The sequence below is a fragment of the Streptomyces sp. NPDC004266 genome, from assembly GCF_042874095.1.
GTDB lineage: Bacteria > Actinomycetota > Actinomycetes > Streptomycetales > Streptomycetaceae > Streptomyces.
Genome location: NZ_JBIAMM010000003.1, coordinates 104,481 through 123,123 on the forward strand (window position 1 = coordinate 104,481; position 18,643 = coordinate 123,123).

Annotated in this window: 20 protein-coding genes; 3 read left to right on the forward strand and 17 right to left on the reverse strand. The window is 73.0% G+C overall.

Annotated features, from left to right (window positions below; translation table 11 throughout):
• Positions 1-17: 17 nt before the first annotated feature.
• The 4 genes from ACFYUZ_RS08390 to tsaB are packed head-to-tail and all read right to left on the reverse strand — an operon-like array spanning position 18 to position 2,522.
• Positions 18-272 carry a hypothetical protein gene (locus tag ACFYUZ_RS08390; protein ID WP_389307120.1) on the reverse strand — a complete coding sequence of 85 codons (255 nt, stop codon included), beginning with the start codon at positions 270-272 and terminating at the stop codon, positions 18-20.
• Positions 269-1,369 carry a tRNA (adenosine(37)-N6)-threonylcarbamoyltransferase complex transferase subunit TsaD gene (gene tsaD, locus ACFYUZ_RS08395; protein ID WP_389307121.1) on the reverse strand — a complete coding sequence of 367 codons (1,101 nt, stop codon included), beginning with the start codon at positions 1,367-1,369 and terminating at the stop codon, positions 269-271. Before tsaD ends, ACFYUZ_RS08390 begins: the two co-directional genes overlap by 4 nt.
• Positions 1,369-1,833: a ribosomal protein S18-alanine N-acetyltransferase gene (rimI, locus tag ACFYUZ_RS08400; protein WP_351192155.1), complete on the reverse strand. Its 465-nt coding sequence runs from the start codon at positions 1,831-1,833 to the stop codon at positions 1,369-1,371. The genes tsaD and rimI overlap by 1 nt, the downstream gene beginning before the upstream one ends.
• Positions 1,834-1,865: 32 nt before the next feature.
• A complete protein-coding gene (tsaB, locus tag ACFYUZ_RS08405; protein ID WP_389307122.1) occupies positions 1,866-2,522 on the reverse strand; it encodes a tRNA (adenosine(37)-N6)-threonylcarbamoyltransferase complex dimerization subunit type 1 TsaB in 657 nt (218 codons plus the stop codon).
• A 96-nt stretch (positions 2,523-2,618) separates the two neighbouring features.
• On the opposite strand from tsaB, the gene ACFYUZ_RS08410 reads away from it, so the two are divergent.
• Entirely contained in the window at positions 2,619-3,185 is a 567-nt protein-coding gene (locus ACFYUZ_RS08410; protein WP_389307124.1) for a hypothetical protein, read from the forward strand.
• A 63-nt stretch (positions 3,186-3,248) separates the two neighbouring features.
• On the opposite strand, the gene ACFYUZ_RS08415 is transcribed toward ACFYUZ_RS08410, so the two are convergent.
• From ACFYUZ_RS08415 to ACFYUZ_RS08455, 9 genes are all read right to left on the reverse strand, one after another.
• The gene (locus tag ACFYUZ_RS08415; RefSeq protein ID WP_389307126.1) at positions 3,249-3,404 is read right to left on the reverse strand and encodes a hypothetical protein; all 156 of its coding nucleotides are present in this window, start codon (positions 3,402-3,404) and stop codon (positions 3,249-3,251) included.
• A 110-nt stretch (positions 3,405-3,514) separates the two neighbouring features.
• Positions 3,515-4,036 carry a tRNA (adenosine(37)-N6)-threonylcarbamoyltransferase complex ATPase subunit type 1 TsaE gene (gene tsaE / locus ACFYUZ_RS08420; protein ID WP_389307127.1) on the reverse strand — a complete coding sequence of 174 codons (522 nt, stop codon included), beginning with the start codon at positions 4,034-4,036 and terminating at the stop codon, positions 3,515-3,517.
• A gap of 10 nt (positions 4,037-4,046) precedes the next feature.
• Positions 4,047-5,213, reverse strand: a complete 1,167-nt coding sequence (locus ACFYUZ_RS08425) for an alpha/beta fold hydrolase (protein ID WP_389307128.1) — start codon at positions 5,211-5,213, stop codon at positions 4,047-4,049.
• A gap of 6 nt (positions 5,214-5,219) precedes the next feature.
• Positions 5,220-6,368, reverse strand: a complete 1,149-nt coding sequence (gene alr, locus ACFYUZ_RS08430; protein WP_389307129.1) for an alanine racemase — start codon at positions 6,366-6,368, stop codon at positions 5,220-5,222.
• 20 nt (positions 6,369-6,388) lie between these two features.
• Positions 6,389-7,285, reverse strand: a complete 897-nt coding sequence (locus ACFYUZ_RS08435; protein ID WP_389307130.1) for a L,D-transpeptidase family protein — start codon at positions 7,283-7,285, stop codon at positions 6,389-6,391.
• 94 nt (positions 7,286-7,379) lie between these two features.
• Positions 7,380-8,831: an NAD(P)H-hydrate dehydratase gene (locus ACFYUZ_RS08440; RefSeq protein WP_389307132.1), complete on the reverse strand. Its 1,452-nt coding sequence runs from the start codon at positions 8,829-8,831 to the stop codon at positions 7,380-7,382.
• Between the two features lie 57 nt (positions 8,832-8,888).
• The gene (locus ACFYUZ_RS08445) at positions 8,889-9,257 is read right to left on the reverse strand and encodes a holo-ACP synthase (RefSeq protein WP_190157440.1); all 369 of its coding nucleotides are present in this window, start codon (positions 9,255-9,257) and stop codon (positions 8,889-8,891) included.
• Positions 9,258-9,264: 7 nt separating this feature from the next.
• Positions 9,265-11,112, reverse strand: coding sequence for a glutamine--fructose-6-phosphate transaminase (isomerizing) (gene glmS, locus ACFYUZ_RS08450; protein WP_389307133.1), 1,848 nt, complete (start codon positions 11,110-11,112; stop codon positions 9,265-9,267).
• A gap of 103 nt (positions 11,113-11,215) precedes the next feature.
• Positions 11,216-11,980, reverse strand: a complete 765-nt coding sequence (locus tag ACFYUZ_RS08455) for a hypothetical protein (protein ID WP_389307134.1) — start codon at positions 11,978-11,980, stop codon at positions 11,216-11,218.
• A 201-nt stretch (positions 11,981-12,181) separates the two neighbouring features.
• Between ACFYUZ_RS08455 and coaA the strand changes: the two genes are divergently transcribed.
• Both coaA and ACFYUZ_RS08465 read left to right on the forward strand, forming a co-directional pair.
• On the forward strand, positions 12,182-13,249 hold the full coding sequence (coaA, locus tag ACFYUZ_RS08460) for a type I pantothenate kinase (RefSeq protein ID WP_389307135.1): 1,068 nt from the start codon (positions 12,182-12,184) through the stop codon (positions 13,247-13,249).
• A gap of 18 nt (positions 13,250-13,267) precedes the next feature.
• The gene (locus ACFYUZ_RS08465; RefSeq protein ID WP_389307136.1) at positions 13,268-14,218 is read left to right on the forward strand and encodes a DUF389 domain-containing protein; all 951 of its coding nucleotides are present in this window, start codon (positions 13,268-13,270) and stop codon (positions 14,216-14,218) included.
• Between the two features lie 85 nt (positions 14,219-14,303).
• On the opposite strand, the gene glmM is transcribed toward ACFYUZ_RS08465, so the two are convergent.
• The 4 genes from glmM to ACFYUZ_RS08485 form a co-directional block, all read right to left on the reverse strand.
• Positions 14,304-15,662: a phosphoglucosamine mutase gene (gene glmM, locus ACFYUZ_RS08470; RefSeq protein WP_389307138.1), complete on the reverse strand. Its 1,359-nt coding sequence runs from the start codon at positions 15,660-15,662 to the stop codon at positions 14,304-14,306.
• A 116-nt stretch (positions 15,663-15,778) separates the two neighbouring features.
• Entirely contained in the window at positions 15,779-16,291 is a 513-nt protein-coding gene (gene rpsI / locus ACFYUZ_RS08475; protein ID WP_015035601.1) for a 30S ribosomal protein S9, read from the reverse strand.
• Positions 16,292-16,335: 44 nt separating this feature from the next.
• Positions 16,336-16,779 (reverse strand): 50S ribosomal protein L13, encoded by a 444-nt coding sequence (rplM, locus tag ACFYUZ_RS08480; RefSeq protein WP_041130788.1) that lies wholly within the window; start codon positions 16,777-16,779, stop codon positions 16,336-16,338.
• 238 nt (positions 16,780-17,017) lie between these two features.
• On the reverse strand, positions 17,018-18,640 hold the full coding sequence (locus tag ACFYUZ_RS08485) for an ABC-F family ATP-binding cassette domain-containing protein (RefSeq protein WP_389307139.1): 1,623 nt from the start codon (positions 18,638-18,640) through the stop codon (positions 17,018-17,020).
• Between the last annotated feature and the right edge of the window lie 3 nt (positions 18,641-18,643).

Sequence of the window (18,643 nt, forward strand, 5' to 3'; positions counted from 1 at the left end):
GGTTGCTCGATCCCCGCTTATTCGACCGATTCGAAGCGCCAGCGGTGGACCGGACGGCTGATCAGTTCCGCGTCCGGCTCCGGCAGCTCGGGCAGCTCCGCGTCGAAGGCCTCCGCCTCCCACCAGGTGAGGACGAGGACCCGGTCCTGCGGGGCCCGGAAGAGCTCCCGGCGGACCGGCTCACGGGCGAGGACCTGGGCCCGCGCCCACTCCAGGAGCTCGGCGCCCCGGCCCTGGGCGGCCCTGGCCTCCCACATGAGCGTGAGCCTCACGAGTACAGGTTCTCCTTGCTGACCTCGTGCACGTGGTCGTGGTCGTGGGAGTGGCCCGGCACGTGGGGGTCCGTCACCGGCAGGGACGAGTCCGCCGACAGCTCCAGGTCGGAGGCCGCCCTGCCCCGGGCGACCATCTCGGAGCCGAGGGCCGCGACCATCGCGCCGTTGTCCGTGCACAGGCCCGGCCGGGGCACCCGCAGCCGGATCCCGGCGCGCTCGCAGCGCTCCTGGGCGAGGGCCCGCAGCCGCGAGTTGGCGGCGACGCCGCCGCCGATCATCAGGTGGTCGACGCCCTCGTCCTTGCAGGCCCGGACGGCCTTGCGGGTGAGCACGTCGACGACCGCCTCCTGGAAGGACGCGGCGACGTCCCGTACGGGCACGTCCTCGCCGGCCGCCCGCTTGGCCTCGATCCAGCGGGCCACGGCGGTCTTGAGGCCGGAGAAGGAGAAGTCGTAGGCGGGGTCGCGGGAGCCGCTGAGGCCGCGCGGGAAGGCGATCGCCCCGGGGTCGCCCTCCTTGGCGAGCCGGTCGATGACCGGGCCGCCCGGGAAGCCGAGGTCGAGGACGCGGGCGATCTTGTCGAAGGCCTCGCCGGCCGCGTCGTCGATGGTGGCGCCCATCGGCCGCACGTCGGAGGTGATGTCGGTGGAGAGCAGCAGCGAGGAGTGCCCGCCGGAGACGAGCAGGGCCATCGTCGGCTCGGGCAGCTTGCCGTGCTCCAGCTGGTCGACGCAGATGTGCGAGGCCAGGTGGTTGACGCCGTAGAGCGGCTTGCCCAGGGCGTAGGCGTACGCCTTGGCGGCGGAGACGCCGACGAGCAGGGCGCCCGCGAGGCCGGGTCCGGCGGTGACGGCGATGCCGTCGAGGTCCCTCGCGGAGATCCCGGCCGTCTTCAGGGCGCGCTCGATCGTCGGGACCATGGCCTCCAGGTGGGCGCGGGAGGCGATCTCGGGCACGACGCCGCCGAAGCGGGCGTGGGTGTCGACGCTGGAGGCGACGGCGTCGGCGAGGAGCGTGGTCCCGTGGACGATGCCGACGCCGGTCTCGTCGCAGGAGGTCTCGATGCCGAGTACCAGCGGTTCGTCAGCAGCCATCAGATCTCAGTCCCAGTTCCTTGAACGATCAGTCGCATCACGAGCGCGTCGACATTGCCCGGCTGGTAGTAGCCGCGCCGGAAACCGATGGGCTCGAAGCCGAAGCGCTCGTAGAGCTTCTGGGCCCGGGTGTTGTCCACGCGCACTTCGAGGAGGACCTCCTCGCACTCGAAGGCGGTGGCTTCCTTGAGCAGGTCGGTGAGGAGCCGGGCGCCGAGGCCCGTGCCCCACTGGTCGCGGGAGACGGCGATCGTCTGCACGTCGCCGAGCCCGCCGGCGGCGGCGAGCCCGGCGTATCCGACGAGACGGCCGTCGGCGGGGTCCTCCGCCACCACGTAGTGACGGGTGGCCCGCGGTCCCCTGGCGTGCGCGAGCTCCGACCAGAACATCCCCTCGGACCAGGCGTCCTCGGGGAACAGCTCGGCTTCGAGCGCGAGCACGGGCTCGATGTCCCACCAGCGCATCTCGCGCAGCACGGCCCCGGTCACGGCGGCGCTCACTTGGGGGTGACCACCTTGTAGTTCTTCGGCACCTGCGCGTCGGGGCGCCGCAGGTACATCGGCAGCGGGTCGAGGAAGCCGTCCCCGCCGGCCGCGAGCCGCTCGGCGGCGAGCCCGGCGAGCGCGGCGGCCGACTGGTGCTCGGGGTCGCGGGCGTCCGGGAAGGCCTCGGGGTAGAGGCGGGCGCCCGCGCCGACGACCGGGAGCCCGGCGAGGGCCTCGGCGATCTCGGCGGGCCGGTCGACGGCCGCGTCGCCCACACGGGTGCGGGAGTCCGCGTACCGCGCCCAGTAGACCTCCTTGCGGCGCGCGTCCGTCGCGACGGCGAAGGGCCCGTCGATCCCGGAGGCGTACGCGAGGCCGTCGAGGGTGCACAGGCCGTGCACCGGCACGCCCAGCGCCGACGAGAAGGCGGCGGCCGTGACGAGGCCGACCCGGAGGCCGGTGTACGGGCCGGGGCCGACGCCGACGACGATCCCCGTGACCGCGTCCAGTTTCAGCCCGGCCTCCGAGAGGACCCGGTCGACGGCGGGCAGCAGCAGCTCCCCGTGACGGCGGGCGTCGACCTGACTCGACGAGGCGACGACGGCCTCGCCGTCGTGGAGGGCGACGGTGACGGCGGGGGTGGCGGTATCCATGGCGAGCAACAGCACGCGAACAGCCTACGGCTCCCGGGCATGCTGCCCCGAACCTCGGGGCGGCGGCTGCTACCGTCACCCTTCGATACGTACGTACGAGAGGTGGGCACGGTGGCAAGGAGCAGCTCGGGATTCGTGGCCGGGCTCACCGCGGCGGCCGTCGTCGCGGTCGGCGTCCTCGCCTACCAGGCCTCGGCGAACGCTCCGGCCGATCTGTCGGCGAAGCCGCGGACCTCGGGCACGGCCGCCCCCGCGACCTCGCCGAGCGGCGGCCCGAAGCAGCCGGCCAGGGACCCCCTCGCCGTCCCCGTCGGTTCGGGCAGCGGCGAGCGGGTGGTGTACGCGCTCACCGACCGCCGGGTGTGGCTCGTGGACGGGACGGGCAAGGTGACCCGTACGTTCAAGGTGTGGCCGAGCACGGTCGACCCGGCCCCCGGCACGTACACGGTGACCTCGCGCTCGGGCTCGGTGCGCGGTTCGGACGGCGTGCAGATCGAGCACGTGGTGCGGTTCGCGACGGCCCAGGACGTGGCGATCGGCTTCAGCGCGGCGGTCGACGGCTCGACGCCCTCCCCGGACCCGGCCCGGAAGACCGGCGGCATCCGGATGAAGCGGGCCGACGGCGATCTGATGTGGACGTTCGCGGTGATCGGCGCGAAGGTCGTCGTCGTCGCCTGACCGGCCCGCCGCCCGCCCGGGGCTCGTCGCCCGACCCGCTTCCCGCCCGCCCGGGGCGTGGGCCTACGCCGCCTCGTCCCGTACGGGCTCGTCCCCTTCCCCCTGCTCGGACGGCTCCGGCGGTGGGGTCGAGAGGGCTCGGGCGGCCGCGCAGGACGCGAGCAGCTCACTCATCGGGACGTGGTCCCGGGCGGTTTCCGCGCGTTCGGGCGTCGCCATGCATGCCTCCCGTAGGTTAGGTACACCTAACCAGCTCGTGCATCCATGTGACCACGGCTCGTGGGACCCACGCAACACCTTCCCGACACGTTGTCGGAATCTACGTGCGTTCAGACCAGCGCGAGGTCCTCCTCGGCCCAGCGCGCGCCGATCCCGCGCAGCACGACCGTGCGCCGGTCGTCGTCGGTGTCGCCGGTCACCCGGTGGATGAGGAGGTGCAGCCGGTCGTCGGTCAGCTCCTCGACCTTGCCGTCGCCCCACTCGACGACGATCACGGACTCGGGCAGCGAGACGTCCAGGTCGAGGTCCTCCATCTCGTCGAGCCCGCCGCCGAGGCGGTACGCGTCGACGTGGACCAGCGCCGGGCCGCCGACCAGGGACGGGTGGACACGGGCGATGACGAAGGTCGGGGAGGTGACGGCGCCCCGCACCCCGAGCCCCTCGCCGAGGCCGCGGGTCAGGGTCGTCTTCCCGGCGCCGAGCTCACCGGTGAGCATGACGAGGTCGCCGGGGCGGAGGACCTTCGCGAGCCGGCGGCCGAGCTCCTGCATCTGCTGCGGGGAGTCGACGGAGAGGGTGGCGCCGGAGGGGGGCGGGGTGGCGCCGGAGACGGGCTGGTGCGCTGCTTCCATACCGGCAAATCTAGCTCGTGCGGAAGGGCTCCCCGGCCGGGACGGCACCGGCCCGCACCAGCAGGTCGGCCAGCCGGTCGGTGACGGCCTCCGGGTGCTCCAGCATCACCAGATGGCCCGCGTCCGGGACGATGACGAGCTCCGCGTCCGGCAGCAGGGCGGCGATGGCCTCGGTGTGCGAGCTGGGGGTGACCAGGTCGTTGTCCCCGGCGAGCGCGAGCACCGGCAGCTCGCGCAGGGCGGCGAGGGCGGCGGCCTTGTCGTGCTCGGCGAAGGCCGGGTAGAAGGCGGCGACCACGTCGATCGGGGTCGCCTCGATCATCCGTTCCGCGAAGCGGGCGACCGCCGGGTCCACGTCCCTCGACGCGAACGAGTACTTCTTGATCAGCCCCGCGAAGAGGTCGGCGGTCGCCCGGCGCCCGCGCTCGACCAGCTCCGCCTGGGAGCCGAGGGCCCGCAGGACGCCCGGCAGGACCCGCCGGACGGCGTTGACGCCGGCGAGCGGCAGCCCGTACGACACCTCCGCCAGCTTCCCCGCCGAGGTGCCGACGAGGGCGACGCCGACGACCCGGTCGCGGATCAGCTCCGGGTACTGCTCGGCGAGCGCCATCACCGTCATGCCGCCCATGGAGTGCCCGACGAGGACGAGCGGCCCCTCGGGCGCGGCGACGTCGAGGACGGCCTTGAGGTCGTGGCCGAGCCGGTCGATGGAGACGGGCACCCCGTCGGGCCCGGCCTGGGAGGCCCCGCTCCCGGAGCGGCCGTGGCCTCGCTGGTCCCAGTGGACGGTGCGGACGAGACCGCGCAGCGCGGCCCGCTGGAAGTGCCAGGAGTCCTGGTTCAGGCAGTAGCCGTGGCTGAAGACGACGGTGACGGGGGCGGGCTCCTTCCGCCCGAAGAGCCGTCGGCGGCGGCCGGCCGACGAGGCCTCCTGCTCGACCTCGTCCACCTCGTAGTGGAGGACGGTCCCGTCGTCGGCGAGCGCCCGTCCGGGCGTGCCCCGCAGCCCGCCGTACGGGCCGGTGGCGTCCAGCGCGAGCCGCGCCTTCTGCCGCACGGAACGGCCGACGGTGAGCCGCTCGACGGCCACCCCGGCGGCCGCTCCGGCGGCGAGGACGCCTATCGCGGCACCGGCGAAACCGGCACGCCGCCAGCTGCTCCCGCTCGACTCCCCCATGGCGGGCTACTCCCCCGGGTAGACGCGCGGGATGCGCGCCCCGATCCGGGTGACGATCTCGTACGCGATGGTGTCGGCGGCCACCGCCCAGTCCTCGGCGGTCGGCTCGCCCCGGTCGCCGGGGCCGAAGAGCACGGCCTCGGTGCCGGGCTCGGGGGTGTCCCCGCCGAGGTCGACCACGAACTGGTCCATGGCGACGCGCCCGGCCACCGTGCGGACCCGGCCGGCGACGAGGACCGGACCGCGCCCGGAGGCGTGCCGGGGCACCCCGTCGGCGTACCCCAGCGGGACGAGTCCCAGGGTGGTCTCGCCCCCGGTGACGTAGTGGTGTCCGTAGCTCACCCCGTGCCCGGCGGGCACGTGCTTGACCAGCGCCACGCTCGCCTTGAGCGACATGACGGGCCGCAGGCCGAGCTCGGCGGAGGTGCCGAGCTCGGGGCTCGGCGAGACCCCGTACATCGCGATGCCGGGCCGGACCAGGTCGAAGTGGGACTCGGGCAGGGTGAGGGTGGCCGGGGAGTTCGCGATGTGCCGGACCTCGGGCCGGACGCCCGCCCGCTCGGCGTGGTCCAGCATCGAGCGGAAGACGTCGAGCTGGGCGGCGATGGAGGGGTGGTGCGGCTCGTCGGCGCAGGCGAAGTGCGACCAGAGGCCGGTCACCTTCACGTGCCCGTCGACCTCAGCCTTCAGGGCGGCCCCGACCAGCTGGGGCCAGTCCGCGGGCTGGCAGCCGTTGCGCCCGAGCCCGGTGTCGGCCTTGAGCTGGATGCGGGCCGTCCTCCCGACCGCCCTGGCGGCCTCGACGACCTCCTCCAGCGCCCACATCCCGCTCACGGACATGTCCAGACCGGCCTCGATGCCCTGGTCCCAGGGGTCCCCGGGGGTCCAGAGCCAGCACAGGACGGGCACGTCCGTGATCCCGGCGGCGCGCAGCGCGAGCGCCTCGTGCGGGGTGGCCGTGCCGAGCCAGTCCGCGCCCGCCTCCAGAGCGGCGCGGGCGCAGCGCAGGGCGCCGTGTCCGTACGCGTCGGCCTTGACCACGGCCATGATCCGGACGTGGGGGGCGACACGGGCGCGCAGCGTGCGGACGTTCGCACGCAGCGCGCCGAGGTCGATCTCGGCGCGGGCCCTGGGGGGCGGAGGTGTCTCAGTCATCGCGCCCAGTCTCTCAGGTGTCAGTGCCCGGGCCGCTTTCCCCAGATGTAGACCCGGTCACCCTTACGGAGGACCCCCCAGAGTTTCCGCGCGTCGGCGTGGCTCAGATTGACACAGCCACGGCTGCCGCCGGGCGTGGCGAGCTGCCCGTAGACGGCGTGGAAGGCCTGGCCCCCGCTGAAGAACTGGGCGTACGGCATGGGGGTGTCGTAGATGGACGACCAGTGGTCCTTGTGGCGCCAGTAGACGGTGTGCCAGCCGGTGCGGGTGGCGTAACCGGGCCGTCCGGTCCGTACGTTGACGACCTGGTACGTCACCTTCTTTCCCTTTCGCACCCACATGAGCTGGCGGTCGAGGTCGACGCAGGCGACGGCGTACGTCTTCACCGGGCAGCGCCGCCCCGGGTCGAGGTTCTTCCGGGCGGCGAGCAGCTCGGCCCGGGCCCAGGTGACGGGCCCGGCGTACCCGGAGGCCGGCTTGATCTTCTCCTTCACCTGGAAGGCGCGGATCGCCCGGCAGTCGGCGGCGGACTGCTTCCCGTCGACCCTCAGCCCCAGCAGCCGCTCGACCCGCCGCTGATGGGTGCTCGCCTTCGCGGTGCAGGCGGTGCCGACGGCGCCGACGGCGCTGCGCGGCAGGTACTCGACCAGCTCGTCGACCTCCTCCTCGGGCTCGGGCACGGGGATGTCGCCCTCCGGCTGGAGGGGCGGCAGCACCTGATCGGGCGTGTCCATCGGGTACTCGGCCGACCCGGCGCCGACGATCCCGGGCACGAGCGGATCGGGATCGCCGACGGGAGGAGCGGCGAGGGCGGGCGCGCCGGGGTCCGGCGGGGCGGCGAGGGCGACGGGTCCCCACGCGAGCGAGGCGGCGAGGACGAGCCACAGGGGGGCGGTACGACTTCTCCAACTGGTCACCCCACCCACCCAATCCGCCCCGCGCCCCGGCAGCGCGCGGTAACCCACGGCTGGGTCAACGGTGTTCGCCCGAGTGGGGGTGATCCCGACGGCCCTACGCCCCCGCCGTCACGTCCCGCCACGCCCCCCGCAGCGAGTCCGCCACCTCCGTCGCCGTCACCGGCGCGCCCCCCTCCGCCGCCCGCCGGGCGGCGAGCCCGTGCAGATAGGCCGCGCAGGAGGCCGCGTCCAGGGCGGGGAGGCCCGCCGCGAGGAGGGAGCCGGCGAGCCCGGACAGGACGTCGCCGCTGCCCGCCGTCGCCAGCCAGGACGTCCCGGTCGGGTTCACCCGTACGGGACCGCCGTCCGCCCCGCACACCACCGTCGTCGACCCCTTCAGGAGGACCGTCGCCCCGAAGCGGCCCGCCAGTTCGCGCACCGCCGCGAGCCGCCCCGCCTCGACCTCCTCCCGCGCGACACCGAGCAGCGCCGCCGCCTCGCCGGCGTGCGGGGTCAGCAGGGTCGGAGCCGTACGGGCCCGGACGGCGTCCGGGGCGAGCCCCCGCAGGCCGTCCGCGTCGACGAGCACGGGAACGTCCGAGGCCAGGACCTCCGCGACGGCGACGGCGGCGCCCGGGCCCTCCCCGAGACCGGGCCCGACGACCCACGCCTGGACCCGACCCGCCTTGTCGGGGGGACCGGGGTGCACCAGCGTCTCGGGGTGCGCGGCGATCACGGCGTCACCGGCGTGACCCACGTACCGCACCGCCCCCGCCCCGCCGCGCAGCGCGCCCGACACGGCGAGCACGGCGGCGCCGGGATAGCGGGCGGAACCGGCGAGGACACCGACGACGCCCCGCCGGTACTTGTCGCTCTCGGCACCCGGCACCGGCAGCAGCCACGCCAGGTCCTCGTGCTGGAGGGCCTCCAGGTCCGGCACGCCGGGAAGCGCGTCGCCGAGCCCGATGTCCACGAGCCGCAGCGCCCCCGCGTACTCCCGGGCCGGATCGACGAGCAGCCCCGGCTTGTACGCCCCGAACGTGATCGTCGCGTCGGCCCGCAGCGCCTCGCCCCGGACCTCCCCGGTGTCGGCGTCGACGCCGCTCGGCAGGTCGACGGCGACGACGACGGCGTCCGAGCCGCGCGCGGCCCGGGCGACGGGCACGGCCTCGGGGCGCAGGCCGCCGCGTCCTCCGATGCCGGTGATGCCGTCGAGGACGAGGTCGGCGCGGGCGAGCGGGGCGAACGGCTCGTCGGCGACGCGTCCTCCGGCCGCCCGGAGCGCCGCGAGCCCGCCGTCGTGCGCCCGCTGCCCGAGCAGGACGGCCGTGACGCCGGCGCCGCGCCGGGCGAGCCGGGCCCCGGCGTACAGGGCGTCGCCGCCGTTGTCGCCGCTGCCGACGAGCAGGACGACCCGGGCGCCGTACACCCGCCCCTTCCCGAGCAGCGAACAACAGGCGGCGGCGAGGCCGGCGGCGGCGCGCTGCATGAGGGCGCCGTGCGGCAGGCGCGCCATGAGCTCGGCCTCGGCGGCCCGGACGGTCTCCACGCGATAAGCGGTACGCATGCCCAGCAGTCTGCCGCGAGCCCGCCCTCTCCGCAGGCACACGTGCCGGGCGTGGTGTCACCCCTCCGCGATCACCACCGCCGACGCCACCCCCGCGTCATGGCTCAGCGACACGTGCCAGTGCCGGACCCCCAGTTCCGCCGCCCGTGCCGCCACCGTCCCCCGTACCCGCAGCCGCGGCTGCCCGCTGCCCTCGACGTACACCTCGGCGTCGGTCCAGTGCAGTCCGCCCGGCGCGCCGAGCGCCTTCGCGAGCGCCTCCTTCGCGGCGAAGCGCACCGCGAGCGAGGCGGGGCCGCGCCGTTCGCCGCTCGGGAGGAGCACTTCGCGCTCGACGAAGAGGCGCTGGAGCAGCCCCGGTGTCCGCTCGATGGACGCGGCGAAGCGGTCGATCTCCGCCACGTCGATCCCCACCCCAATGATCATTTCCCACTCACTCCACGGTCACGGATTTGGCCAGGTTGCGCGGCTGGTCGACCTCGTTGCCCCGCGCGGTGGCGAGCTCGCAGGCGAAGACCTGGAGCGGCACGGTGGCGACCAGCGGCTGGAGCAGCGTAGGCGTGGCGGGGATGCGGACGAGGTGGTCGGCGTACGGCACGACGGCCTCGTCGCCCTCCTCCGCGATGACGATGGTCCGTGCTCCACGGGCCCGGATCTCCTGGATGTTGGAGACGATCTTGTCGTGGAGGACGGAGCGGCCGCGCGGCGAGGGCACGACCACGACGACCGGCAGGTCCTTCTCGACGAGTGCGATCGGCCCGTGCTTGAGCTCGCCCGCCGCGAAGCCCTCGGCGTGCATGTAGGCGAGTTCCTTGAGCTTGAGCGCGCCCTCCAGGGCCACCGGGTAGCCGACGTGCCGGCCGAGGAAGAGGACGGTGTCCTTGTCCGCCAGGGACCGGGCGAGGGCCCGTACCGGCTCCATGGTCTCCAGGACGCGCTCGACCCCGTCGCCGATCCGGGCGAGGTCGCGGACGACGGCGTGGATCTCGTCGCCCCACTTGGTGCCGCGCACCTGACCGAGGTAGAGGGCGAGCAGGTAGCAGGCGACGAGCTGCGTGAGGAAGGCCTTGGTGGAGGCGACGGCGACCTCGGGCCCGGCGTGCGTGTAGAGCACGGCGTCCGATTCCCGGGGGATGGTCGAGCCGTTCGTGTTGCACACGGCGAGCACCTTCGCGCCCTGTTCCCGGGCGTGCCGGAGCGCCATGAGGGTGTCCATGGTCTCGCCGGACTGGGAGATCGCGATGACGAGGGTGCGCTGGTCGAGGATCGGGTCGCGGTAGCGGAACTCGCTGGCGAGTTCGACCTCGCAGGGGATGCGGGCCCAGTGCTCGATGGCGTACTTGGCGATGAGTCCGGCGTGGAAGGCGGTGCCGCAGGCGACGACGACGACCTTGTCGGCCTCGCGGAGCACGGCGTCGGGGATGCGCACCTCGTCGAGGGTGAGCCGGCCGGCCCCGTCGATCCGCCCGAGGAGGGTGTCGGCGACGGCCTTGGGCTGCTCGGCGATCTCCTTGAGCATGAAGGAGGCGTAGCCGCCCTTCTCGGCGGCGGAGGCGTCCCAGTCGACGTGGTAGGCCCGGACGTCGGCGGGCACGCCGTCGAAGTCGGTGACGGTGACCCCGTCCCTGGTCAGCTCGACGACCTGGTCCTGCCCGAGCTCGATGGCGGAGCGGGTGTGGGCGATGAACGCGGACACGTCGGAGGCGAGGAAGTTCTCCCCCTCCCCCACCCCGACGACGAGCGGCGAGTTCCGCCGGGCGCCGACGACGACGTCGGGCTGGTCGGCGTGGACGGCGACGAGGGTGAAGGCCCCGTCGAGGCGGCGGCAGACGAGCCGCATGGCCTCGGCGAGGTCGCCGACGGAGGAGAACTCCTCGGCGAGGAGGTGGGCGACGGTCTCGGTGTCGGTCTCGGAGAGCAGCCTGTGGCCGCGCTCGACGAGCTCCTCCCTGAGGGCGGCGAAGTTCTCGATGATGCCGTTGTGGACGACGGCGACGCACCCGGCGTTGTCCAGGTGCGGGTGCGCGTTGGCGTCGGTGGGCCCGCCGTGGGTGGCCCAGCGGGTGTGCCCGATGCCGACGGAGCCGCCGGGCAGCGGCCGGTCGACGAGCTCCTTCTCCAGGTTGACGAGCTTGCCCGCCTTCTTGGCCGCGGCGATGCCCCCGTCGGAGAGCACCGCGACACCGGCCGAGTCGTAGCCCCGGTATTCGAGCCGCTTGAGGCCCGTGACCACCACATCAAGCGCCGACTGCCCGCCGACGTAACCCACGATTCCGCACATGACGGCAGGCTACGCCGGAACCCCTCCCACCGGCCGGAGTCGACGCGGGGCGCGGCCCCGCCCGTGTCGCGGGGGGGGGGCGGGGGCGCACCGGGGGCCGGGGTCAGCCGAGCTTGGCGGCCTGCGCGTCGATCACGGCCTTCGGCAGTTCCTCGACCGTGCCGCCGAGGCTGAGGGTGGAGAACGAGGCCAGGGTGTTGCCCTTGCGGAAGACGACCAGCTTGGTGACGAACGGCTCGCCGTCCATGTCGGTGGTCACCGTCCAGGCGAGCGCCTCCTCACCGGCGGACACCGTCTCCGGCGCGACCTTGCTGATCTTCGTCTTCTCGCCGCCGCCGAGGAGCGTGAAGCCGCCCGCGCAGTCGGTGCCCGCGGTCTTCAGGGAGGCGAAGGCCGCCTGGGCGCCCTGCCCGTCGTACGAGCCGAGGGTCACGCTCGTCACGGGCGCGGCCAGCGCTCCGAGGGCCTCCTTCGGCGAGGCCGAGGCTCCTTCGGTCTTGGGCACCTCGATGGTCTTGCGCTGCGCGGACGCCCCCGGCCCGCCGGGGGCGACGGACGACATCGCGTGGGCGAGGGGCGTGCAGGAGGGCTTGTCGGCGGAGACGGAGTCGGCCTTCACGACGTCCGTGGCCTTGGCCTTCTGGACCTGGTGGCCCGGCAGGTCGGCCTGCTCGACGATCAGCTTCTCCAGCTCGGCGGCGGACAGCGCCTTCGCGGCGGGCGCGGCGCTCGTGGCGGAGGCGCTCGGCGCGGTGTCCTTGCCGGTGCCCTTGTCCCCGTCCTTCTCCCCGCCGCCGCAGGCGGTGACGAGCAGCGCGAGGGAGACGGCGGTGGTGGCGACGGCGGCGCTTCTCAGGGACGTACGCATCGGTGGTGGTTCTCTGCTTTCTCTGCGGGCCGCGCGGTGACGGCTCTCTACGGGCCGTGCGGCGGCGACGGTTCCCCCGTGTGAGGTGCGGAGCACACGCGGCTCCTGCATGATCGCCGCGGTCCGCGGCCGGCACAACGGCTTTTGCCGCGTGACCGACCCCACGGCCCACGGAGCCCGCCGAACCCCGACAATGGCGGGGTGATCACTTCGCCGCCACGAAGCGCCAGCGGGGACGCCCCCGACGGAGACCCCGGCAACGGTGCCGGGACCGGAGAGGGCGCCGGCCAGGGGAGCCCCCGGAACGGGACCGGGCACCGCCGGCCGTCCGAGGCGACCCCGTACGTCGACCTCACCCGGAGCGAGTGGAGCGCCCTGCGCGACAAGACGCCGCTCCCGCTGAGCGCCGACGAGGTCGAGCGGCTCCGCGGCCTCGGGGACGTCATCGACCTCGACGAGGTGCGGGACATCTACCTCCCGCTGTCCCGGCTGCTCAATCTGTACGTGCAGGCCACCAGCGGCCTCCGGGGCGCGCTGAACACCTTCCTCGGGGAGAGCGCCGAGCAGCGCGGCACCCCCTTCGTCATAGGGGTCGCCGGTTCGGTGGCGGTGGGCAAGTCCACGGTCTCCCGGCTGCTGCAGGCGCTGCTCGCCCGCTGGCCGGAGCACCCGCGCGTGGAGCTGGTGACCACGGACGCCTTCCTCTACCCGATGGAGGAGCTGAAGGCGCGCGGCCTGATGTCCCGCAAGGGTTTCCCCGAGTCGTACGACCGCCGGGCCCTGACCCGTTTCGTCGCGGACGTCAAGGCGGGCAAGGAGGAGGTCTCGGCCCCGGTCTACTCGCACCTGATCTACGACCGCGTGCCCGGCGAGCGGCTCGTCGTCCGCCGCCCGGACATCCTCATCGTGGAGGGGCTGAACGTCCTCCAGCCGGCCCTGCCCGGCAAGGACGGACGCACCCGGGTGGGCCTCGCCGACTACTTCGACTTCTCGGTGTACGTGGACGCCCGCCCGGAGGACATCGAGCGCTGGTACCTGAACCGCTTCCGGAAGCTCCGCGACACCGCCTTCCAGGACCCGTCCTCGTACTTCCGGCGCTGGACGCAGGTCTCCGAGGAGGAGGCCTTCGACTACGCCCGCACGATGTGGCGGACCATCAACAAGGTGAACCTCCTGGAGAACGTGGCCCCGACCCGCGGCCGGGCGACCCTCGTCGTCCGCAAGGGCTCCGACCACAAGGTGCAGCGCCTGAGCCTGCGGAAGCTCTGACCTCCGTACGCTCTCCCCATGCTGCATCTGAGGATGATCGTCCCGCCCGACCGCACCACCGCCGCGGTCCGGTTGATCGAGTCGACGGTCGGCACCGCCCATCTGGTGGTGCTGACCGGGGCGGCCCGGGACCCCTCGGGCGACCTGGTGCTGTGCGACGTGGCCCGCGAGGCGGGGGACGAGCTGTTGCACGGGCTGCGACGACTGGGGATCGACCAGGACGGTTCGATCGCGGTGGAGAACATCGACCTGTCGATGTCCACGCGGGCCGACACGGCCGAGGAGGAGGCACCGGGCGAGGGCGCGGACGCCGTCATCTGGGAGCAGCTGGCGGAGGCGACCCACGAGGACTCGACGCTCTCCTTCACGTACTTCTCCTTCATGGGCCTGGCGACGATGATCGCGGCCTGCGGCGTCGTCCTGGACAACGCGATCCTGATCGTGGGCGCCATGGCGGTCGGCCCGGAGTTCGGCCCGCTCGCCGGAGTGTGCACGGCGATCGTGCAGCGGGCGCCGAGGCTGGCGGCACGCTCGCTGATCGCGCTCCTCGTCGGCTTCGCGTCGGCGATCCTGGCGACGACCCTGTTCAGCCTGCTCATGGACTGGATGGACCTGTTCAGCCAGTCCATGCTCGACGCACAGCGGCCGCAGACCAGCTTCATCTGGCAGCCGGACCCGTTCTCCTTCGTGGTGGCGCTCCTCGCGGGCGCCGCCGGCACCCTCTCGCTGACCTCGTCCAAGTCGGGCGCCATGGTGGGGGTGGCGATCTCGGTGACGACGGTCCCGGCGGCGGCGAACGCGGCGGTGGCGCTCAGCTACGGCGAGGTCGGACAGATGTGGGGGTCGATCCAGCAGCTGCTGCTCAACCTGCTGGGGATCATGCTGGCGGGGACGGCGACCCTGTCCCTCCAGAAGAGACTGTGGCGGACCCAGCGCGGCCGTCTGAAGCGCCGCCTGCGCAGGGGCTGATCCCGGCGCGACGCGAAGAGGCCCCGCCGTACCGGAGTCCGGTACGACGGGGCCTCCCCGTGTGCACGACGGTGCCTCAGAAAGGCTAGCCCAGCGCGGACTTCACGACGTCCGCGAGGCGCTGCGCGACCGCGCGGGCCTGCTCGATGTCGGCGGCCTCGACCATGACGCGGACCAGCGGCTCGGTGCCGGAGGAGCGCAGCAGGACGCGGCCGGTGGAGCCGAGCTCGCGCTCGGCGTCGACGACGGCGGCGGCGAGCTCGCCGGAGGTGGCCACCCGGGACTTGTCGACGTCCTTGACGTTGATGAGGATCTGCGGGAGCCGCTCCATGACGCCGGCGAGGTCCGCGAGCGACTTGCCGGTGGCGGCGACCCGGGCGGCCAGCATCAGGCCGGTGAGGGTGCCGTCGCCGGTGGTGGCGTGGTCGAGCACGATGACGTGCCCCGACTGCTCGCCGCCGAGCGCGTAGCCGTTCTCCTTCATGGACTCCAGGACGTAGCGGTCGCCGACCGCGGTCTGGACGAGGGTCAGGCCCTCGCGCTCCATGGCGAGCTTGAAGCCCAGGTTGGACATGACGGTGGCGACGACGGTGTCCCCGCACAGGGTGCCGGCCTCGCGCATGGCGAGGGCGAGCACGGCGAGGATCTGGTCGCCGTCGACCTCGTTGCCGGCCGCGTCCACGGCGAGGCAGCGGTCGGCGTCGCCGTCGTGGGCGATGCCCAGGTCGGCGCCGTGCTCGACGACGGCGGCCTTGAGCAGCTCCAGGTGGGTGGAGCCGCAGCCGTCGTTGATGTTGAGGCCGTCCGGCTCGGCTCCGATGGTGACGACCTCGGCACCGGCGCGGGAGAAGGCCTCGGGCGAGACGCGGGCGGCGGCGCCGTGGGCCTCGTCGAGGACGATCTTGAGGCCGTCGAGACGGTTGGGGAGGACCGCCATGAGGTGGGAGACGTACGTCTCGAAGCCCTCGCCGAAGTCGCGCACGCGGCCGACGCCGGCACCGGTCGGACGCTCCCACGGGGCGCCGGTGCGGTGCTCCTCGTACACGGCCTCGATCTTGTCCTCCAGCTCGTCGGCGAGCTTGTGGCCGCCGCGGGCGAAGAACTTGATGCCGTTGTCGGGCATGGCGTTGTGGCTGGCGGAGAGCATCACGCCGAGGTCGGCGCCGAGGACGCCGGTGAGGTGGGCCACGGCCGGGGTGGGCAGGACGCCGACGCGCAGCACGTCGACGCCGGCGCTGGCGAGGCCCGCGACGACGGCCGCTTCGAGGAACTCTCCGGAGGCGCGCGGGTCCCGCCCGACCACGGCGGTCGGCCGGTGGCCCTCGAAGGTGCCCGCCTCGGCGAGCACGTGCGCGGCCGCGACCGACAGGCCGAGCGCGAGCTCCGCCGTCAGGTCCGCGTTGGCGACGCCGCGTACGCCGTCCGTGCCGAAGAGTCGTCCCACAGCTGTCCTCCGAAAATACGTGCCCAAGCGAAAGAGAAAGAGGTTATGAAAAAACGTACGCCCCGACGGCACGGGCAGTGCCGCCGGGGCGTACGAAAAGCAGACCGAGCAGGCGATTAGCGCTTGCTGTACTGCGGAGCCTTGCGGGCCTTCTTGAGACCGGCCTTCTTCCGCTCGACCGCACGGTCGTCACGGGAGAGGAAGCCGGCCTTCTTCAGCGCCGGGCGGTTGTTCTCGACGTCCGCCTCGTTCAGCGCACGGGCCACGCCGAGGCGCAGGGCGCCGGCCTGGCCGGAGACACCGCCACCCGCGATGCGGGCGATGACGTCGTAGCGGTTGTCGAGCTCGAGCACCTTGAAGGGCTCGTTGACTTCCTGCTGGTGCACCTTGTTGGGGAAGTAGTCCTCAAGGGTGCGACCGTTGATCTTCCACTTGCCGGTGCCCGGAACGATCCGGACGCGGGCGATGGCGTTCTTGCGACGGCCCAGGCCGGCGGCCGGCTGCGGGTCGCCGAAGCGGGACGCGAGCGACTCGGAGGTGTACTCACCCTCGACGAGCTCGGTCTCGGTGGTGTACTCCTCGACGCCCTCGAACTCGTCGACGGGGGTCTCGGGGGTGGTCTCGGCCACGATGCTCCTCAGATTTCTTTCGTTCTTAGGGGGTGTGGCCGGAACTACTGCGCGACCTGGGTGATCTCGAACGGGACCGGCTGCTGGGCAGCGTGCGGGTGGTTCTCGCCCGCGTAGACCTTCAGCTTCGAGAGCATCTGACGGCCCAGGGAGTTCTTGGGGATCATGCCCTTGATGGCCTTCTCGACGGCCTTCTCGGGGTTCTTGTCGAGCAGCTCGTCGTAGCGGACGGAGCGCAGACCACCCGGGAAGCCAGAGTGGCGGTAGGCCATCTTCTGGGTCTTCTTGTTGCCGGACAGGTGAACCTTGTCGGCGTTGATGATGATGACGAAGTCGCCCATGTCCATGTGGGGGGCGTAGACGGGCTTGTGCTTGCCTCGCAGGAGGTTCGCAGCCGTCGTCGCCAGGCGGCCCAGGACGATGTCCTGCGCGTCGATGATGTGCCACTGGCGAGTGACATCGCCGGGCTTAGGGCTGTACGTACGCACTTCGTAGCCTTCGCTTCTTCAGTGGATGGAGTCCAGACACACCTGAAGCGATCATGCAGCTGGGGCCTGCACTGCCGGGACGACGCCCGTATGCGAGCCACTGGTAACTGCTCCAGGGAACTTGCGTAAGGGCCCCTCGCGTGAGAACGGCGAAGCCAATACGCATAACAAACCGCAACAGTACCCGCGCCACCCCGGACGGGTCAAAACGCGCGGCCCCCACCGCGACCGCCCGAGGTCACCGCGCCCGCTCGACCCGCCGTTCGTCCCACACCGGCTCCGCCGTCTCCCGTACGACGCCGTCGGAACCGAAGACCAGGAACCGGTCGAAGCTCTTCGCGAACCAGCGGTCGTGCGTGACGGCCATCACGGTCCCGTCGTACGACTCCAGGCCCTCCTGGAGCGCCTCGGCGGACTCCAGGTCCAGGTTGTCCGTGGGCTCGTCGAGCAGCAGCGCCGTCGTGCCCGCCAGCTCCAGGAGCAGGATCTGGAAGCGGGCCTGCTGCCCGCCCGACAGCTTGTCGAACGGCTGGTCCCCCTGCCGCTCCAGCTCGTACCGCCGCAGCACCGACATCGCCGCGCCGCGGTCCTTGGCGTGCTCGGTCCACAGGATGTCGACGAGCGGCCGTCCGGCCAGCTCCGGGTGCGCGTGGGTCTGCGCGAAGTGCCCCGGCACGACCCGCGCGCCGAGCTTCCACGTCCCCGTGTGGGCCACCGTCGGATCCCCCGCGAGCAGCCGCAGGAAGTGCGACTTCCCGGAGCCGTTCGAGCCGAGGACCGCGACCCGCTCCCCGTAGAAGATCTCCAGCGAGAAGGGCTTCATCAGACCGGTCAGCTCAAGGTTCTCGCAGGTCACGGCCCGCACCCCGGTCCGTCCGCCGCGCAGCCGCATCCGGATGTCCTGCTCGCGCGGCGGCTCCGGCGGCGGGCCCGCCTCCTCGAACTTCTTCAGCCGGGTCTGCGCCGCCGCGTACCGGGAGGCCATCTCGTGGCTGACCGCGGCCGCCTGCCGCAGGTTGACCACCAGCTTCTTCAGCTGCGCGTGCTTCTCGTCCCAGCGCCGCTTCAGCTCCTCGAAGCGGGCGAACCGTTCCCGCCGGGCCTCGTGGAAGGTGTCGAAGCCGCCGCCGTGCACCCAGACGTCCGAACCGGCCGGGCCCGGCTCCACCGCGATGATCTTCTGGGCGCCCCGGGAGAGCAGCTCCCGGTCGTGGGAGATGAAGAGCACGGTCTTGCGGGTCTCCCGCAGCCGCTCCTCCAGCCACCGCTTGCCCGGCACGTCGAGGTAGTTGTCCGGCTCGTCGAGGAGCAGCACCTCGTCGGGCCCCCGCAGCAGCGACTCCAGGACCAGCCGCTTCTGCTCGCCGCCGGAGAGCGTCCGGACCTCCCGGAACTGCGCCTTCTCGTACGGGACGCCGAGCGCGGCCATGGTGCAGATGTCCCAGAGGGTCTCGGCCTCGTAGCCCTGCACCTCGGCCCAGTCGCTGAGGGCCTGCGCGTACTTCATCTGCGCGGCCTCGTCGTCGACCGTCATGATCAGGTGCTCGGCCTCGTCGACCGCCTTCGCCGCCTCCCGGATCCGGGGCTGGGCCACCGAGACCAGCAGGTCGCGGACGGTGGACTCGTCCCGTACGGAACCGACGAACTGCGGCATCACACCGAGGCCGCCGCTGACCGTGACGGTGCCGCCGTGCGGCTGGAGCTCCCCGGCGATCATGCGGAGCAGTGTGGTCTTTCCGGCGCCGTTGGCCCCGACGAGGGCGACCACGGCGCCCTCCCCGACCCGGAAGGAGGCGTCCCCGAGCAGGACCCTCCCGTCGGGAAGGTAGTACTCCAGATGCGCGGCCTCGACATGTCCCATGGG

What these genes read in the sequence shown, in the direction of transcription:
- ACFYUZ_RS08425 (WP_389307128.1), bottom strand. Translation starts at nt 5,213, where the DNA reads ATGGGGGAGTCGAGCGGGAGCAGCTGGCGGCGTGCCGGTTTCGCCGGT.
- rimI (WP_351192155.1), bottom strand. Translation starts at nt 1,833, where the DNA reads ATGCGCTGGTGGGACATCGAGCCCGTGCTCGCGCTCGAAGCCGAGCTG.
- alr (WP_389307129.1), bottom strand. Translation starts at nt 6,368, where the DNA reads ATGACTGAGACACCTCCGCCCCCCAGGGCCCGCGCCGAGATCGACCTC.
- ACFYUZ_RS08440 (WP_389307132.1), bottom strand. Translation starts at nt 8,831, where the DNA reads ATGCGTACCGCTTATCGCGTGGAGACCGTCCGGGCCGCCGAGGCCGAG.
- tsaD (WP_389307121.1), bottom strand. Translation starts at nt 1,369, where the DNA reads ATGGCTGCTGACGAACCGCTGGTACTCGGCATCGAGACCTCCTGCGAC.
- ACFYUZ_RS08465 (WP_389307136.1), top strand. Translation starts at nt 13,268, where the DNA reads ATGCTGCATCTGAGGATGATCGTCCCGCCCGACCGCACCACCGCCGCG.
- ACFYUZ_RS08415 (WP_389307126.1), bottom strand. Translation starts at nt 3,404, where the DNA reads ATGGCGACGCCCGAACGCGCGGAAACCGCCCGGGACCACGTCCCGATG.
- tsaE (WP_389307127.1), bottom strand. Translation starts at nt 4,036, where the DNA reads ATGGAAGCAGCGCACCAGCCCGTCTCCGGCGCCACCCCGCCCCCCTCC.
- ACFYUZ_RS08445 (WP_190157440.1), bottom strand. Translation starts at nt 9,257, where the DNA reads ATGATCATTGGGGTGGGGATCGACGTGGCGGAGATCGACCGCTTCGCC.
- glmS (WP_389307133.1), bottom strand. Translation starts at nt 11,112, where the DNA reads ATGTGCGGAATCGTGGGTTACGTCGGCGGGCAGTCGGCGCTTGATGTG.
- ACFYUZ_RS08485 (WP_389307139.1), bottom strand. Translation starts at nt 18,640, where the DNA reads ATGGGACATGTCGAGGCCGCGCATCTGGAGTACTACCTTCCCGACGGG.
- ACFYUZ_RS08455 (WP_389307134.1), bottom strand. Translation starts at nt 11,980, where the DNA reads ATGCGTACGTCCCTGAGAAGCGCCGCCGTCGCCACCACCGCCGTCTCC.